This window comes from Hydrogenivirga okinawensis (genome assembly GCF_055385515.1).
Genome location: NZ_AP042386.1, coordinates 1,509,810 through 1,525,627, shown reverse-complemented (window position 1 = coordinate 1,525,627; position 15,818 = coordinate 1,509,810). Strand labels below are relative to the sequence as shown.

Annotated in this window: 16 protein-coding genes; 10 read left to right on the top strand and 6 right to left on the bottom strand. The window is 50.1% G+C overall.

Translation table 11 applies throughout. The features are described from left to right. Positions 1-5 precede the first annotated feature (5 nt). A complete protein-coding gene (locus ACZ483_RS08705) occupies positions 6-2,165 on the bottom strand; it encodes an EAL domain-containing protein (RefSeq protein ID WP_464323783.1) in 2,160 nt (719 codons plus the stop codon). Positions 2,166-2,192: 27 nt separating this feature from the next. Between ACZ483_RS08705 and alr the strand changes: the two genes are divergently transcribed. Beyond that, a complete protein-coding gene (alr, locus tag ACZ483_RS08700; protein WP_464323782.1) occupies positions 2,193-3,251 on the top strand; it encodes an alanine racemase in 1,059 nt (352 codons plus the stop codon). Here the strand turns inward: alr and ACZ483_RS08695 are convergent. Together ACZ483_RS08695 and alaS are read right to left on the bottom strand one after the other, a co-directional pair. Further along, positions 3,244-3,495 carry a c-type cytochrome gene (locus ACZ483_RS08695; protein WP_464325145.1) on the bottom strand — a complete coding sequence of 84 codons (252 nt, stop codon included), beginning with the start codon at positions 3,493-3,495 and terminating at the stop codon, positions 3,244-3,246. The genes alr and ACZ483_RS08695 overlap by 8 nt on opposite strands. A gap of 171 nt (positions 3,496-3,666) precedes the next feature. Next, positions 3,667-6,285 carry an alanine--tRNA ligase gene (alaS, locus tag ACZ483_RS08690; protein WP_464323781.1) on the bottom strand — a complete coding sequence of 873 codons (2,619 nt, stop codon included), beginning with the start codon at positions 6,283-6,285 and terminating at the stop codon, positions 3,667-3,669. Positions 6,286-6,332: 47 nt separating this feature from the next. Between alaS and ACZ483_RS08685 the strand changes: the two genes are divergently transcribed. Genes ACZ483_RS08685 through ACZ483_RS08670 form a run of 4 tightly spaced genes read left to right on the top strand, consistent with a single transcriptional unit; the run spans position 6,333 to position 8,662 of the window. Next, complete coding sequence (locus ACZ483_RS08685; RefSeq protein ID WP_464323780.1) at positions 6,333-6,737, top strand: putative metalloprotease CJM1_0395 family protein; 405 nt, start codon at positions 6,333-6,335, stop codon at positions 6,735-6,737. A gap of 15 nt (positions 6,738-6,752) precedes the next feature. Further along, positions 6,753-8,063, top strand: a complete 1,311-nt coding sequence (ffh, locus tag ACZ483_RS08680) for a signal recognition particle protein (protein ID WP_464323779.1) — start codon at positions 6,753-6,755, stop codon at positions 8,061-8,063. 36 nt (positions 8,064-8,099) lie between these two features. Next, positions 8,100-8,426 (top strand): 30S ribosomal protein S16, encoded by a 327-nt coding sequence (gene rpsP / locus ACZ483_RS08675; RefSeq protein ID WP_464323778.1) that lies wholly within the window; start codon positions 8,100-8,102, stop codon positions 8,424-8,426. Further along, a complete protein-coding gene (locus tag ACZ483_RS08670; protein WP_464323777.1) occupies positions 8,423-8,662 on the top strand; it encodes a KH domain-containing protein in 240 nt (79 codons plus the stop codon). The genes rpsP and ACZ483_RS08670 overlap by 4 nt, the downstream gene beginning before the upstream one ends. On the opposite strand, the gene ACZ483_RS08665 is transcribed toward ACZ483_RS08670, so the two are convergent. Genes ACZ483_RS08665 through ACZ483_RS08655 form a run of 3 tightly spaced genes read right to left on the bottom strand, consistent with a single transcriptional unit; the run spans position 8,663 to position 11,164 of the window. Continuing rightward, on the bottom strand, positions 8,663-8,995 hold the full coding sequence (locus tag ACZ483_RS08665) for a YraN family protein (RefSeq protein WP_464323776.1): 333 nt from the start codon (positions 8,993-8,995) through the stop codon (positions 8,663-8,665). Next, complete coding sequence (gene rfaE1 / locus ACZ483_RS08660; protein ID WP_464323775.1) at positions 8,979-9,929, bottom strand: D-glycero-beta-D-manno-heptose-7-phosphate kinase; 951 nt, start codon at positions 9,927-9,929, stop codon at positions 8,979-8,981. The genes ACZ483_RS08665 and rfaE1 overlap by 17 nt, the downstream gene beginning before the upstream one ends. After that, positions 9,926-11,164, bottom strand: coding sequence for an aspartate kinase (locus tag ACZ483_RS08655; protein WP_464323774.1), 1,239 nt, complete (start codon positions 11,162-11,164; stop codon positions 9,926-9,928). Before ACZ483_RS08655 ends, rfaE1 begins: the two co-directional genes overlap by 4 nt. 58 nt (positions 11,165-11,222) lie before the next feature. On the opposite strand from ACZ483_RS08655, the gene ACZ483_RS08650 reads away from it, so the two are divergent. Genes ACZ483_RS08650 through fliE form a run of 5 tightly spaced genes read left to right on the top strand, consistent with a single transcriptional unit; the run spans position 11,223 to position 15,818 of the window. Continuing rightward, complete coding sequence (locus ACZ483_RS08650) at positions 11,223-13,004, top strand: hypothetical protein (protein ID WP_464323773.1); 1,782 nt, start codon at positions 11,223-11,225, stop codon at positions 13,002-13,004. Then, positions 12,937-14,748: a tetratricopeptide repeat protein gene (locus tag ACZ483_RS08645; RefSeq protein WP_464323772.1), complete on the top strand. Its 1,812-nt coding sequence runs from the start codon at positions 12,937-12,939 to the stop codon at positions 14,746-14,748. The genes ACZ483_RS08650 and ACZ483_RS08645 overlap by 68 nt, the downstream gene beginning before the upstream one ends. A 1-nt stretch (position 14,749) precedes the next feature. Beyond that, positions 14,750-15,124: a flagellar basal body rod protein FlgB gene (gene flgB / locus ACZ483_RS08640; RefSeq protein WP_464323771.1), complete on the top strand. Its 375-nt coding sequence runs from the start codon at positions 14,750-14,752 to the stop codon at positions 15,122-15,124. Beyond that, complete coding sequence (flgC, locus tag ACZ483_RS08635; RefSeq protein ID WP_464323770.1) at positions 15,121-15,534, top strand: flagellar basal body rod protein FlgC; 414 nt, start codon at positions 15,121-15,123, stop codon at positions 15,532-15,534. Before flgB ends, flgC begins: the two co-directional genes overlap by 4 nt. Further along, the gene (fliE, locus tag ACZ483_RS08630; RefSeq protein WP_464323769.1) at positions 15,525-15,818 is read left to right on the top strand and encodes a flagellar hook-basal body complex protein FliE; all 294 of its coding nucleotides are present in this window, start codon (positions 15,525-15,527) and stop codon (positions 15,816-15,818) included. The genes flgC and fliE overlap by 10 nt, the downstream gene beginning before the upstream one ends.

The following is a 15,818-nucleotide window of genomic DNA, read 5'->3' as shown; positions in this document are numbered from 1 at the left end:
ATATTCTAACCGCTCTTTATGAGAAGCTTTAAGGCTCTCTTTTCGGTCAAGGGTTTTGAAAAGTAAAAGCCTTGCCAAAGTTCACACCGCATAGCCTTCGTAAGTTCAAACTCCCTTTTATTTTCGATACCCTCTGCAACGACCTTCACACCCATATCACAAAGGGCGCTTACGAGACCCTCGGCCAATCTCCTCTTATTTCGGCTCCCTACAACATCCTTTAGAAATCCCCTGTCCAGCTTTACTATTTCTATGGGGTATTTAACAAGGTACTTTATCGAGGTGTAACCGGCACCGAAGTCATCTATGGCAAATATTACCCCAGCCTCCCTCAGCTTGATTATGTTCTCTTTTACGAACTCTTCGTTCCTTATGAGAGCGTTCTCAGTAATTTCAAAGACGAGCCATCTCTTAGAAATACCGCTGTCCTTGAGAAGCTTTAACGCTCTTCTCACAAACTTAGCGTTGAGTAGGTTATTAGGGGATACATTCACCGACACCAACAAACCTTCACCGGACAACTTTTCAGCTCTTTTAAGAAAGTCTATTGCTCTTTCTATGATCCATAGGCTTACCTCGTTTATCGCTCCAGTGTCTTCAAGAATCGGAATAAATCTTTCAGGGGAGATCCTCCTTCCTTTCCACCTGAGTAAAATCTCAAAGGCTCTTACACCACCTGATTCGCTCACTATAGGTTGAAACCTTAAGGAAAATATTTCTCCCATTCTTGCCCTGAGCAGATCCTTAGTAAGATTTACACTCTCCCTCGCCCTTCTGGTCATTTCAGAATCGAAAATGACTAAGTGGTTTTTACCCTCCTCCTTGGCATGTGCAAGGGCGACGTCGGCGCTTCTCAGCAATTCTGAGAGAGTCTTCCCGTGAAAAGGATAGAGCGATATACCCGCACTGGCAGTCACCGCTATGCTTCTCCTTCCTGCCCTTATAGGTTCAGACACGGCTCTAAGAAACTTTCTTGTCATGGCTGCAGCTCTTTTCTCCGAGCCTAAACCGGGTATGATTATTCCAAATTCGTCACTTCCAAGGCGTGCAACGAAGGACCCCTCCGGTAATAACTCCCTAAACCTGCTAGCAACTTCGGAGAGGATAAGGTTTCCTGTTGCCGTTCCGTAGGCTTTGTTTATAAACTTGAAGTTGTCTATATCTACAACGACCAAACACAGGCGGTCAGCCTTCCTTAACACTTCGTTTCCTTTGCTTATGAAGGCGTTTCTGTTCGGTAGTCCAGTTCCTTCATCAAAGAAAGCGAGCCTGTAAATGTGTTCCTGATACTTCCTCTGCTCGGTGACATCCTTTCCAGTGGCAACGAACCCTACGACCTTGCCCTCTCTGTCCTTGATAGGTGTTATGGTCTGATCCACGTAAAATATATCACCGTCCCTACCCCTGTTTATGAATACAGCTCTGAAGCTCTTTCCTGATAGAACTGTCCTCCAGAGTCTTTCGAAGAACTCCTTGGGATGAAAGTCGGACTTCCATATACGAGGAGTTGCCCCAATGATCTGTTCCCGCTTGAAACCGGATATCTTCTCCACTGCAGGATTTACGTACTCTATTCTCCCGTTTCTATCCGTTATAACCACCCAATCTGGAGCCTGTTCGACCGCCAAGGAGAGTTTTCTATCTCTGTTTAAAAGGGTGGTGTAGTTTATCACGTCCGCCACAGCCATACCTATGGATCTGAGGAAGGCTTCCTCCACCGGATCGTAGGGGTGTTTGTGCTCGAGGTAAAAAGTTATAACACCTATCAGGTCGCTTTCATGGACGAGGGGGATGCAGTAGTGTCCGTGTTCTGGCATACCGTCAAAACGTACCGTATGTCTTGGATCGAGGCAGTCAGCAAAGACTATTTCCCTGCTCTGAGCTGAAAGTCCGCAGAGACATTCCCCTATCCCCACCCTACTGCACCTATCCCGAATAAAGGCTGGCAATCCTCTGCTCACCTTCATTTCAAGCAGATTTAGCTTGGGGTTGTACAGGAATATAGCTCCTTTCCGAACGGGAGGAAGCCAAGGAATATTCATAAGTATATCGATTATCTTCTCAAGAAGATTCTGCAGGTCCTCCTCGGATCCTGTCAGGGAAAGTATTCTGTGGATAACTCTCTGACTCTCAAGTATTTTATTTATGTCCGCCCCACTTCCCATAATTTTTTTGATTAAATTTATACCACAATGATAAGCACGTCCAGATCGGAATCCTGCGAAACAAATTTAAGAGACCGATCGGTTCTTATCATAAGAAGATCAGCTGTGGAGCACAACGTGAAAGAACTCCATAGATTTTCCGGGAAAAGGATAATAGCGGTAATAAAGTCCGACGCCTACGGGATGGGGGTGAAACACGTAGCTCCCATACTTAGAGAGCTTCCTGAGATCGATTCCTTCGCCGTCGCCTGTGTGGAGGAGGGAGTTCTTCTGAGGGAGATGGGCGTTAGGAGAGAGATACTTATCCTCGGCGGTGTTTTACCTGAAGAGATAGAGGCGGTAAAGGAGTATAACCTGACCCCCGTAGTTTCGGACGTGGAACACCTCAAGGTCATAGGCAAGGAGAAGATAAACTTCCACGTAAAGTACGACACGGGTATGGGAAGACTTGGTTTTCTGGACGAGTTCATAGACGATCCCCGTGTTGTAGGTGTGATGAGCCACCTCTCAACCCCCGCCGACAGGGAGTTTTCCTTAGAACAGATAAGAAGGTTCGAGGAGATAGTGAAGAGGTACGGCAGAGTGATAAAGGTTCACATGGAGAGCTCGGCGGGCGTGGTGTACAGAGTTCCCTTCACCACCCATATAAGGGTTGGGCTCGCTCTATACGGAGAGAAACCTCTCAGGGACTATCCCCTCAATCTGAAGCCCGCTGTGAGCGTGAAGGCGAGACTTATATCCGCCAAGGAGGTCCCCTCCGGGTTCCCCATATCCTACGGAAGGACCTACGTAACTGAGCGAAGGACGAGGATAGGTGTGGTAGCCTTCGGATACGCCGACGGACTTATGAAGAGCCTTTCCAACAGGGGTTATCTCCTATTCAAAAAGGAGAAACTTCCTATCCTTGGAAACATAACGATGGACATGACTGTCGTCGATTTGGGGGATACGGAAGCGAAGGTGGGAGACTGGATCACGATAGTGGATGAAGGAAGAACCTTCGGTGATCTTTCCAGGGAGGCTGGGACGATTCCCTACGAGATAATGTGCAACATATCGAGCAGGGTGAGGAGGGAGGTTATTTGAGGCTTAGAATCCACTCGGCCAACCTCTTAGCCTCCTCCTGGGTTACGGGTTGGGGCGTCATGGGTATAGATCCCCACTTTCCCATGCTTCCCTTGGTTATGCTCTTTACAAGCTCCTCCACCGCATTCTCCTTACCGGCGTACTTCTTGGCCACATCTACATAAGATGGTCCTACCTTCTTTTTATCGATGTCGTGGCAGGCAAAGCATCCCTTCTTATCGGCAAGGGCGCGGACGTCAGACACCGTAGCCGTAGCGACCGGCTTCGTCTCCTCCTTCTTCTGTTCTACCTGTTGGGTCGTCTGCTCCTGCTTAGGTTTAGGAGCCTCCTCCGCCTTCTTCTCCTCCTTTTTCTCGCAGGACAGAACGCCGAGCAGAGCGAGAGTACCTACGCTTAAAAAGAACCTTTTCATCCCTTAACCACCTCCTCCAAGGGTACGAAGCCTTTCCTTTAATATTTTAACAGCTTCCTCCACGCCGGCGGGATTACTACCCCCTCCCTGCGCCATGTCCGGGCGACCTCCGCCTCCTCCCTTGAGAGCCTTCCCGAGCTCCTTAATTATCTCGTTAGCCCTCACCCTGTCAGAGATATTTTTAGAGACAGCAACCACGGTAGATAGCTTCCCGTCCTTCTCAGAGACCAAGAAGACAACGTCCCTTCCAGTCTTATGTCTGAGCATATCCGCGAGGTTCCTGAGCTCCTCCGCACCTACGTCCCTGAACCTTCCCCAGAAGAGGGTGAACTCCCCTATCTCCTCTCTCCTCACGGAGGTCTCTATCTGAGATTTGAGGAGCTCCCGCCTGAGCCTCGAGATCTCCCTCTCCTTCTCCTTCAACTCCTCCTTGAGAGCTTCTATTCTATCGAGTATATCCTCCTCCTTGGCGTTGAGGGAAGCACCTATATCCTCGAGCAGGACATGCTCTCTGAAGGCGGTATCCACAGCCCACCTTCCCGTTTGGGCTATCAACCTCCTAACCCCAGCTCCTACGGAGGACTCGGAGATTATCTTGAAGTAGCCTATGTCTCCTGTCCTCGATACGTGGGTCCCACCGCAGAGCTCCTTAGAGAAGTCACCCGCCGATATTACCCTGACCCTATCCCCATACTTCTCCTCGAATATGGCAACAGCTCCGCTCTTTATAGCCTCCTGATAAGCCATCTCCCTAACTTCGACAGGGAGGTTTTCCCTTATCTTCTCGTTCACGAGCTCTTCTATCCTCATTATCTCTTCCCTTGTCAACGCTTCGAAGTGGGTGAAGTCGAACCTCAGATACCTGTCGGCAACGAGAGAGCCGGCCTGTCTCACGTGCTCACCGAGGAGGTTCTTGAGGGCCGCGTGGAGGAGGTGGGTCGCTGTGTGGTTCCTCATTATGTCCTTCCTTCTCTCGACATCTATCCGCGCCATCACCCTCTCGCCCACGTGGAGTGTACCCTTGACCACCTTACCTTTGTGAACTATCACACCCTCAACGGGACTCTGGGTATCCTCCACCCTGAAGAGAGCTCTGTCCGTTTCAATTATCCCCGTGTCCCCTATCTGGCCTCCCCTCTCAGGATAGAAGGGCGTCTCCCTGAGCATAAGCTCCGCCTCCTCTCCTTCAGACACCTCGGAAACGAGGTCCTCACCTCTAACTATCCCTATCAACTCCGTTTCATACTCGTGGTGGTCGTAGCCAACGAACTCCGAAGTCTTTCCTATGTCCTTGAGGTGCTGATAGACAGGCTTTATCTTCTTAGCCTCAACCTTGAAATGCTTCCTCGCCCTCTCCCTTTGCTTCTCCATCTCTTCCTGAAAACCCGCGAGGTCTACCTCCAGCCCCCTCTCACGAGCTATCTCGTCTATCAGGTCCAAGGGAAATCCGTAAGTGTCGTAAGCCATGAAGACCTCCTCTCCCCTCAGGATCTCCCTGCCTTCCTCCTTAGCCCTCTCTATCATCTCCTCAACCGCCTCCATTCCCGCTTTCAGGGTCCTTATAAACCTCTCCTCTTCTCCTCTCACTATCCCTTTCACAAACTCCCTCGACATCTCAAGCTCAGGGTAGGGCTCTTTCATTATCTCTACAACGAGATCCACTCCCTTATGGAGGAAGGGCTCCCCCACTCCGAGCTTATAGCCGAACCTGAGAGCTCTTCTTAAAATACGTCTGATAACGTAACCCCTACCCTCGTTGGAGGGTATCACTCCGTCGGAGATAGCAAAGGTCAACGCCCTAAGGTGATCCGCTATAACCCTCAGCGCCACGTCCTTTTCGAAGGACTCTCCGTACTTAGCTCCGGAGATCTTCTCCCCGAACTCTATCAGAGGATAGATTATGTCTATCTCGTAGTTCGTCCTGGTTCCCTGGAGGACGCTCGCTATCCTTTCTAAACCCATTCCCGTGTCTATGTTGGGGTTTGGCAAGGGGGTGAGGTTTCCCTTCTCATCCCTGTTGTACTGCATAAAGACGAGGTTCCATATCTCTAAGTATCTCTCCTCTCCCTCGTACTCCTCCCCTCTGTCTATATAGATCTCCGATGAGGGTCCGCAGGGTCCCGTCTCTCCCATCTGCCAGAAGTTGTCCTCCTCCCCGAGTCTCCATATCCTCTCGGCAGAAACACCGATCTCCTCATTCCAGATACTGTAAGCTTCCTCGTCATCTTTATATACGGACACGTAGAGCTTTTCCTTTGGAAGCTCAAGAACCTCGGTTACGAACTCCCAGGCGTACTCTATAGCCTCCCTCTTGAAGTAGTCTCCGAAGGAGAAGTTGCCGAGCATCTCGAAGAAGGTGTGGTGCCTTGAGGTGTATCCCACCTGCTCGAGGTCGTTGTGCTTCCCCGAAACCCTAAGACACTTCTGACAGGAAACCGCCCTCCTGTAAGGTCTCTTCTCTATTCCGAGAAAGACGTTCTTAAAGGGGACCATTCCTGCGTTGACAAAGAGCAGTGTCGGGTCGTTCTCGGGAACCAGGGGGGCACTCTTTACCCTAACGTGTCCCTTCTTCTCGAAGAAGCTGAGGAAAAGCTCTCTGATCTCGTGGGCACTTAAACTCATGGCATTTAAATTATATCCGTTAGCGATCCGATCAAAAGGTGTAGGTCATGAAAGTGGACGGTGTAGGGAAGATCGTTGAGGAAAGCTTAAGGCTTGCTATGGCTACACAGAGTCTCAGAGTAGCCGAACAGAAGGTGAGGATGCACGAGCTCGCTCACAAGACGGTAGCGGGCGATCTTGCCGGTCCAGTTAGGTACAGATACACAAAGGGTCCAGATGGGAAACTCTATATAACCGGAGGAGAGGTTCCATTACGTTTAAAGGAGGGCAGAACGCCGGAAGAAACCTTAGAAATAGCCCAAAAGGTGAAGAGAGCAGCCTTAGCTCCAATAAACCCTTCTCCTCAGGACAGGGCTATAGCTGCGAGGGCAACCGCCATGGAGATGAAGGCTCGTATGGAGATGCTCACCGAGGACGATAGGGAAGGTGTATTCATAGAGATCTTTACATAGTTTATACTTTTAAATATGCTCGAACTGCTCACCGAAAAGTTTTCTGGAACGCTTTCCAAGCTGAAAAATGCAAGGAAGCTCACCGACAAGGTGATAAACAACGCCCTCAGAGATATAAGGTTAGCCCTTTTAGAGGCGGACGTAGATTACGAGGTTACCAAACGCTTTCTCAAGAGGGTTAGGGAGAGGGCGCTCTCTCAGGAGGTAAAGAAGAACCTATCTCCGGCGGAGCAGGTTATAACGATAGTTTACGAGGAACTCGTAAATATCCTCGGCAAGGAGAAGGAGGATCTCAAGAAGGGAACCGTCCTCTTCGTCGGTCTTCAGGGAACGGGTAAGACGACGACCATAGGTAAGATAGCTAATCTTCTTAAGAAGAAGGGTTTTAAGGTGGCTGTCTCCTCTACCGATGTCAGGCGCCCGGCGGCGATGCTACAGCTTGAGAGGCTTGCAGAGAGGATAGGCGTTCCTTACTACTCCTTCGAGGGTGATCTCTCGGCGGTCCGGATAGCGGAGAGGGCGGTTCAGAGGGCGAAACAGGAAGGGGTAGATTACCTCCTCCTCGACACGGCCGGGAGACTCCACGTAGACGAGGAACTTATGGAAGAGCTCAAGGAGATAAAGGAGAAGGTAAAGCCCTCGGAGATAATCTACGTTGCCGACGCCATGCAGGGACAGACCGCCTTAGAGACAGCGAAGACCTTTCACGAGCTCTTGGGTCTGACAGGGGTAGTTCTGACCAAGATGGACGGAGATGCGAGGGGAGGTTTAGCCCTTTCCGTGAGGGAGACCCTCGGAGTTCCTATAAAGTTCATAGGAGTGGGTGAGAAGGTAGAGGATATAGAGCCTTTCTACCCCGACAGGGTTGCCCAGAGGATACTCGGCTTGGGAGACATCCAGTCCCTCGTAGAGAGAGCACAGGAGGTTATCCCAGAAGACAAAGCTCAGCACCTCTCCACGAAGGTTCTGGCGGGAGATTTTGACTTAGAGGATCTGAGAGAGATGCTCCGCATGATCCAGAATATGGGACCTTTGGACAAGCTCCTGAGCATGATACCCGGAATCGGTGCCCAGATGAAAAACATAAAGGTGGATGAAAAACAGTTCAAAAAGATAGAGGCTATCATCAACTCTATGACACCGGAGGAGAGAAGGAACCCCAGGATAATAAACATGAGCAGGAAGAAGAGGATAGCCAAGGGGAGCGGAACGAGTATATCTGAAGTTAACAAGGTTCTCAAGAGATACGAGGAGATGAGAAAGATGATGAGGAAGATGAAGGGGATGGCGGGGATGCCTATGCCTAAGTTTCCCTTTAAATTCTGATATAATAATTGGCTCAGGTTTTGAGGAGGTCGGTATATGGCAGTAAGGATCAGACTTGCCAAGTTCGGAAGGAGACACCACCCCATATACAGGATAGTGGTTATGGACGCCAAGTCGCCAAGGGAAGGAAACTACATAGACATACTTGGAACCTACGATCCCAAGAGGAAGGTTCTTCTGGACATAAAGCCTGAGAGGGTGAAGGAGTGGTTTTCTAAAGGTGTGGAGATAGCCCATAGGGCTAAGGCTATATTTGAAACCGCAGGCATACTAAAGGATGCTATACCGGAGGGTTGTGAACTCAAAAGGGTCGGTGATTACTGGGTTCTGAAGAAGAAAACCACGAAGGAGGTGCACGGATGAGCGCAATGAAGGAGATAGTCGAGACAACCGCCAGATCCCTCGTGGACAATCCTGACAAGGTTCAGGTCACCGAGATCGAAGGCGAGAAGACCATAGTTATCGAGCTCAGGGTAGATCCCGCGGAGCTCGGGAAAGTCATAGGCAAGCAGGGGAGGATCGCGAGAGCCCTCAGGACATTACTCTCCGCTATGGGGAGGAAAACGGGGAAGAGGGTTGTATTGGAGATCTTAGAGTAATCAATAGAAGCCTATATTTTTGTAGTGTTGAACCTCCCCCCTAAGGACTATTATTAGATCTATGCGGAAGGGGGTGCTCAGCCCCCTTTCTTCCAGGAACCTGTAAGCACAGGTTATTATCCTGCTTAACTTCCTGTTGTCGAATCTCTCTATCGGATGTCCGAACTCTTCCGTATCCCCTCCCTTAACCTCCACAAATACCAGGGCGTTTCCGTCCATTGCGATTATATCAATCTCTCCAGATCGGCAGAAGTAGTTCCTCTCGAGAATCTCGTATCCCAAACCTTTGAGAAACTCGCAGGCTATCTCTTCGTAGTCACTCCCCTTCCTCATCGAGCTCCCTTACTATCTCCTCGGGAGTCACGCTCGCCGTTCCGAACTCACCAACCACTATCCCCGCGCAGAGGTTCGCAAGCTCACAGGCTTCCTCCCAAGTCGCTCCTGCGAGGAAGAAGGCGGTTAGGGAAGCTATCACCGTATCTCCCGCACCGGTAACGTCGTAAACCTCCTTAGCCCTCGCGGGGAAGTTCTCCACCTTTTCTCTGAAGAGGGTCATTCCCTTAGGTCCTCTCGTCACGACGAGGGTCTCCGCCTCAAGCTCCTTCTTCAGCATCTTTCCAAGAGTCTCAACACTCTCTTCCGAGTGAGGGTCGGTCATCTCCCTCAGTTCCCTCTCGTTGGGTGTTATCAGGCTCGTCCACTGGTAGAGCTTCTTGTTTACTGGTCTCGGATCTATCGCGAAGAAAACCTCCCGGTCTCTTATGCTCTCCATAACCCTCTGGGTTATCACGCCCTTGGCGTAATCTGAAACTATTATCCCGTCGTACTCTTCTTCGGAAATAACCTCCCTTATATGCTTGAGAGCCTCCCCTCCTACCCTGCTCCTGTCCTCCCTGTCTATCCTTAGGAGCTGCTGGGACATGGAGACAACCCTCGTCTTCTCCGTAGTGGGTCTCTCGTCCTCGAATATTCTCGCCACTATGCCGTTCTCCTTGAGGAGTTCTGATATGGTCTCTCCCGCTCTGTCCTTCCCCACAACCCCGGTGAGAAGGGTCTTTACTCCCAGAGCGGAGAGGTTCTTCGCCACGTTCCCCGCTCCGCCGAGTCTCACCTCCTCCCTCTCGACCTCCACTATGGGAACGGGTGCCTCGGGAGATATCCTCTCCACCTTCCCGTAGAGATACCTATCCAAGATTATGTCGCCTACGACGAGGATCTTGAGGTTCTTAAGGTTCTCGAGGAGTTCCTTGGCTCTATCTACCCTCATTCCTCGTTCTCTATCTTTATATCTTCCCCGTCCTCTATGAAAGCTTCGTGGAGAGCCCTCACGGCGAGTTCTGCGTACTTCTCGTCTATAAGGCAGGAGATCTTTATCTCCGAGGTGGAGATGGCCATTATGTTCACACCGTTCTTCGCTAGGACATCGAACATCTTCGCAGCGGTTCCGTAAGAGCTCCTCATCCCAAGTCCAACTATGGAAACCTTAGCGACCCTATCGTCCCTTACCACCTCCTTGGCGCCTATCTCCTGAGCCACCTTTCTGACTATCTCCTCAGCCTTGGGAGCGTCCGTCTTGCTAACGGTGAAGGACATGTCAGTGTAGCCCTCGTGGGACACGTTCTGGACTATCATGTCCACGACTATGTGGGCCTCCCCGAGAGCCTTGAAGAGCTTCGCCGCTATGCCTGGTTGGTCGGGAACGCGAACCACGGTTATCCTCGACTCCTTGGTGTCCACCGTTATGCCTCTTACAACCACCTTCTCCATGATCTCATCCTCCGGAACTATCCAAGTCCCCTCCTCTTCCTCGAAAGAGCTTCTGACGTGTATCCTCACCTTATACTTGGCTGCAAACTCCACGCTCCTTATCTGCATCACCTTGGCACCGAGGGAGGCGAGCTCCAACATCTCCTCGTAGGATATCCTGTCTATCTTCCTCGCCTGCGGGACTATCCTCGGATCGGCGGTAAAGACTCCCGTAACGTCGGTGTATATCTCGCAGTCCGCCCCAAGAGCAGCAGCGAGGGCGACCGCCGTCGTGTCCGAGCCTCCCCTCCCGAGGGTAGTTATCTCCCAGTCCTCGGTAACACCTTGAAACCCAGCCACCACGGGGATGTAGCCCTCGTTTATAAGGTTCCTGAGCCTCTGAGTTCCTATCTTTTGTATCCTCGCCTTGGTGTGGACGTTATCGGTGACTATGGGAACCTGCCACCCGCAAAGGCTCACCGCGGGGTAGCCGAACCTTCTCAGCGTCATCGCGAAGAGGGATATAGCCTTCTGCTCTCCAGTGGCGAGAAGCATATCCATCTCCCTCTCGTTGGGGAAGTCCGTTATCTGATGAGCCAAGTTTATGAGTCCGTCTGTCTCACCCGCCATAGCGGAGGAAACAACGACGACCCTGTAGCCTCTCTTTACACTATCGATCACTCTTTTTGCAGCGTTCTCTATCCTCTCTAAGCTCCCTACCGACGTGCCTCCGAACTTCTGAACTATCAGCTCCATGATCTCAGACGGAAAATTATAACATCGTGCCTACGTTCCGATATACCCCTTAGGGGATATGCTCGAAGGGCCGAACTTTGAGGAGATACTATCAGCTTTAGCACCCAGGCTTAAGGGTGTAAGTATAGAAGATGTAAACTTCGAGGACATACTGATTTCATTAGTCCAGATCGCAGACAGAAATGGTTACACGATCGATAACCCCGAAAGCGGGAAGGCTAAACCCCAAGAGTGGAAAAGGGCAGACGGAGTTCCCCAAGAGGTCATCCGGATTCTAAATTCTGCGCTAATCCCATTACCTGAGCAGGTGTACGATGGCGAAGGGGAGGAAGTTCTCAGAGGCACAAAGCAGTCCGACCCTATAAACGAGGAAGCGCGATTTAAAGACTCGGGGAAAACGGCAGTCACCGGACGGTATCCAGCTCCGCTCCCCGTCGATCTTGACCTTCTCCCAAGGGAATCCTCTAAGTTAGGAGAGAATTTCCCTCAGCCTGAGGTAAAAGGAGCACCAGTTACCGAAAACGAGGGCTTACCCGCACTCACTCCAAGGCTGGAAAGAGATGCTTCCGTAATCCAAACAGATACAGCGGAGAGTCGCACACCTGTGGTAGAACGAAAGATAACCCGTTTGAAAGAAAATACTGGTACAACGATAAGGGTGGAGCCTGAGCCTGAAGAGAATCCCCAGCGCCGGATACTTCCGCCTGACGAAAGAGCTACCGTGAATAACCCGCAGCCCGCTCTCAGAAACGAAGAAGTCCGATCGAGAGGTGAAGACAGAAAGACGGTACGTGCTGACCTGACGTCAAAAAAGTTACATATAAAGGTTCCGGAAGGTGGCTTTAGAAAGGTTCTGGACAACGACACTCAGGATACATCCGCCGTATCTTTTAAAGGGGTGCTCGATTCGAGCTATGAAGAGGTCCAGCAGCACCAGACCGGGAGCTTCGCCCACAGTAGATGGGTTCAACACACAAAGACGGGGAAGATGCCGGAGATAAACTTCAGGCAAGAAGATCGGCGGGAAAATGAGAACTCCCAAACATCTCACCGAGTCCATACTGAAGAAAGCGAGGGTGGAGTTGAAACAAATTCTTCGAAGTTTACAAAAGAGGTTCCAGTTAGCATGAATACACCTAAGGGCTCCCTCCACACCGGCACGGAGAAAGTGGCAGTAAACAAAGGAGGTTTAGATAAGGATGCTGAGCCGGGACACTATGAGGTCAAAACCGAACTGAAGGTAATCGAAGAGAACGCGCATAGGGAGAGTTCCTTAATCGTTCCGGATTCCCAACGGAAAGAACACTCGAAAGCAACCTTCGACAGAAACCTCTTCATAAGTCAGGGAACACCTACAGTCCGCGCTCAGGAGAATAAAGACGGCGGGTTGGGTAGCTATCAATTCTGGAACGGAGGCACCCCTGAGAAGTTTTCAGCCCTTCAAAAGGGAACTGAGGAGGAGTTTGCGGAGGAGGTACGAAGGAGGGAAGTTATAGAACCTCAGATAAAAGGAGAAACCAAACACTTGAACATCAGAATAGAGGGGGCAAATCTCAGATTCAGGTTGCAGAATACAGTATTTACCGTAGATATAAAGATGCAGGAGAGCTTAGAGAGAAGCCTGTCCTACCTTGACATCCAAAAGCTTAGCAAGAGTATTCAAGCACTCGGCTTGAACATGGAAGCCCTGAGAGTAAACGGTGTTGAGCTCCTTTCGAGGAACGTAAAGATCGGCAGGAAGGAGGACAGAGAGAGAGTTAATATAAGAGAGGATGCAGGATCTGGGAAGGAAGCTAATAGTAGCCTTTCTGATAGTTCTAATTTCAGCTTACTCCTATAACGCGGAACGCACTAAGGATCCAGAATTAGCAAAGGAGTTCTTCAACAAGGGTGTAGAGAGTCTCAAGATACTGAACTACAGGGACGCCCTGCTCTACTTCTCAAAGGCTTACGCTCTTGATCCTAAGTCTCCTTATGGAGAGCTCTCCTTCCTCTACCTTGGGAAGAGCTATGCCCTTTACTCCTACGCTTACGGTAGCAAGAAGGGTGTCCTCGCGGCGATAGGATACCTGAACCAGTATCCCTTTCACTACAAGGTTCCAAGGTATCTGAACACCCAGCGCGAGTTTATAGCCGACTCCTATATCCTCCTACAGTGGTATGAAACCGCAAAGAACATATACGCAAACCTATACGGGGAAACCGAGAGGGTTGAGTACATGATAAAGTACGGATACGCCTCAGCCCTGAGCGGTAACATAGAGGGATATAACTACATTTCTTCTCTCAACACTAAGGGGGTGCCCGCAGACTACCTCGACCTCTACTACATGACGATGGGGTTTTACAACTTCAACCTCGGGAGATACTCCCTCGCCGTGGAATACTTGACCCGTGCCATGAACGTGAATACGTATCTGAGGGAGGATTCTCATCTTCTTTTCAGGCTCGGAGTCTCCTACCACAAACTGGGAGACTGGAGGAAAGCCCTCCTATACCTCGAGCTATCCTTAAGGAACGACCCCTTCAAGGTCTATGAGGAGAAGGGAAACTTCTACCTCGCGATAATAAACCTCGAGACCAAGAACTTCAGAGAAGCTTACGAAAACCTAAAGAAGCTAACCGAGAACGACAGGCTATTTTACAGCAAACTCGCTCAGATACTCTTTTCCTCCCTATGGTACTACGAAGGTTTCTTAGAAGTTTACGGGCAGAGGCTCGGTGATTACAAAAGTAAGCTTTTAGATCTTGGCTGGCTCAACGTTGAGGACGTTTACGGCGAACTCCCAGCCCTCGGGCTATACTACCTTTCCCTAAAGGATAAGAGGATCGAAGCTGATGAGAGGGAGTTCTTGAGTATAAAGAAACTGACCCTCAGGGAGTTCGTTTTCGAGAACGATCTCTTTACCTTCGGTAGGTTCGTGAAGCGCTTGAGGGAACTCCTGCAGGATATGAAATTCTACATTAAGGAGGACGCCCTCCTACTGTCGGATATATATAAGACCAACAGGGACAATTTTCTCAAGGTCTTCGGAGATCAGAGGAGTCTGGAGACCCTCGCAAGATCCATGATCTTCTTGGGGGACAAAGAGGTAAAGAAGCTCCTTCCCTACATAAAGGACGAAGGGGTTTACAGCCTCCTTTACGCCAAACTCCTGATACTTGAGGATAAAAAAGATAGCGCTGTGAAGGTTCTAAAAAAGGGACTTGACTCTATGAAGGGTGACGACCTCCTCGAGGGAAAACTGCTCTTAGCCTACCTGAGTGAGGATCTTGAAGGTATGAAGGAGGTTTTCAAAAGCTTGGACTTCAAGAGTCCGAGGTTTGCATCCTACAGACCGGTTCTTCTTATTAAACTTGCGGACCTACTATACGATAGAGGAGATATGAAAGGAGCTCTCTCCTACTACAGAGAGATACTTAAGGAAAGTGTGCCCGAGGAGACGAAGGGTTGGGCTATGTTCAGGATAGCGCTGATAAGTGAAAATATTAAAGATGGGAGAACATTAAAGTGGGTTGTAAGGAAGGCGAAGGAGATGGATAATATATGGAGCAGGGTCATAAGAACTCTCTGGGAGGGTTGAAGTGGACATATTCAAAGGGATAAGGAAGGTTGAGCCTCACGTGGACTTCACCTGGAAGAGGCACAAGGTTATCCTGAGCAACCTTGCCAACGTGGACACGCCCAATTACAGGGCAAAGGATCTCGAGTTCAAAAAGCAGGTTGAGAGGATACCTCTAAAAACCACCAACCCGAAACATATCAAACCGCTTAGCGAAGAGGGGTTCAGAGTCATTGAGGTGAAGAGGAGGCTCGTGGGGAACGACAGGAACAACGTCAGCGTGGAGGAGGAGATGGCTAAGCTTGCCCAAAACAGGATTGCTTACGAAGTCTATATGAAGATGATCTCGGGTAACGTGGAGAAGCTCAACAATATAATCAGAGGTGGAAGAAGATGAACGACCTATTCAGAGCCTTTGAGATAAGCGCCTCTGGAATGTACGCCCAGAGGATCAGGATGAACACCGTAGCCTCCAACCTCGCCAACTACGAGTCCTACAAGCAGACGGGCGAGCCCTTCAGAAAGCTGGAGATAGTCTTTCAGGCGGTTTACGATCCCGAGAAACTCAAGAAGGGAGAGATCCTCGTTGTGGTTACCGAGATAAGAGAGTCGGACGCTCCCTTCAAGGTAATATTCGATCCGGGTAATCCGAGAGCCGACGCCCAAGGCTTTGTCAGGCTTCCTAACGTGGATCTTGTGAAGGAGATGGCTGACATGATCTCGGCTGTGAGATCTTACGAGGCTAACTTGAACGCCTTTAACCTCACCAAGGAGATGGCAAACCGTACAATAGAACTATGGAGATAGGTGGAATAAACTTCGGAGCTTTCGAAAGCTTTTTGAGGGAAAGGGGTAAGGAAGTCAAAAGTCCGGCGGATTTTGCCGATGCCCTGAAGGAGTTCATTCAGTGGGTGAACTCCCAACAGGAGAGGGCTAAGGAGGTAAAAGAGGCAGTTCTCAGGGGTGAGGAAGTTCCCCTGCACAGGATGGTAATAGAGTTCGAGAAGGCGGGCGTAGCCCTGAATCTCCTGATGGAGATAAGGAACAGACTCTTGGAGGGCTATCAGGAGATACTCAGGATGCAGGTGTGA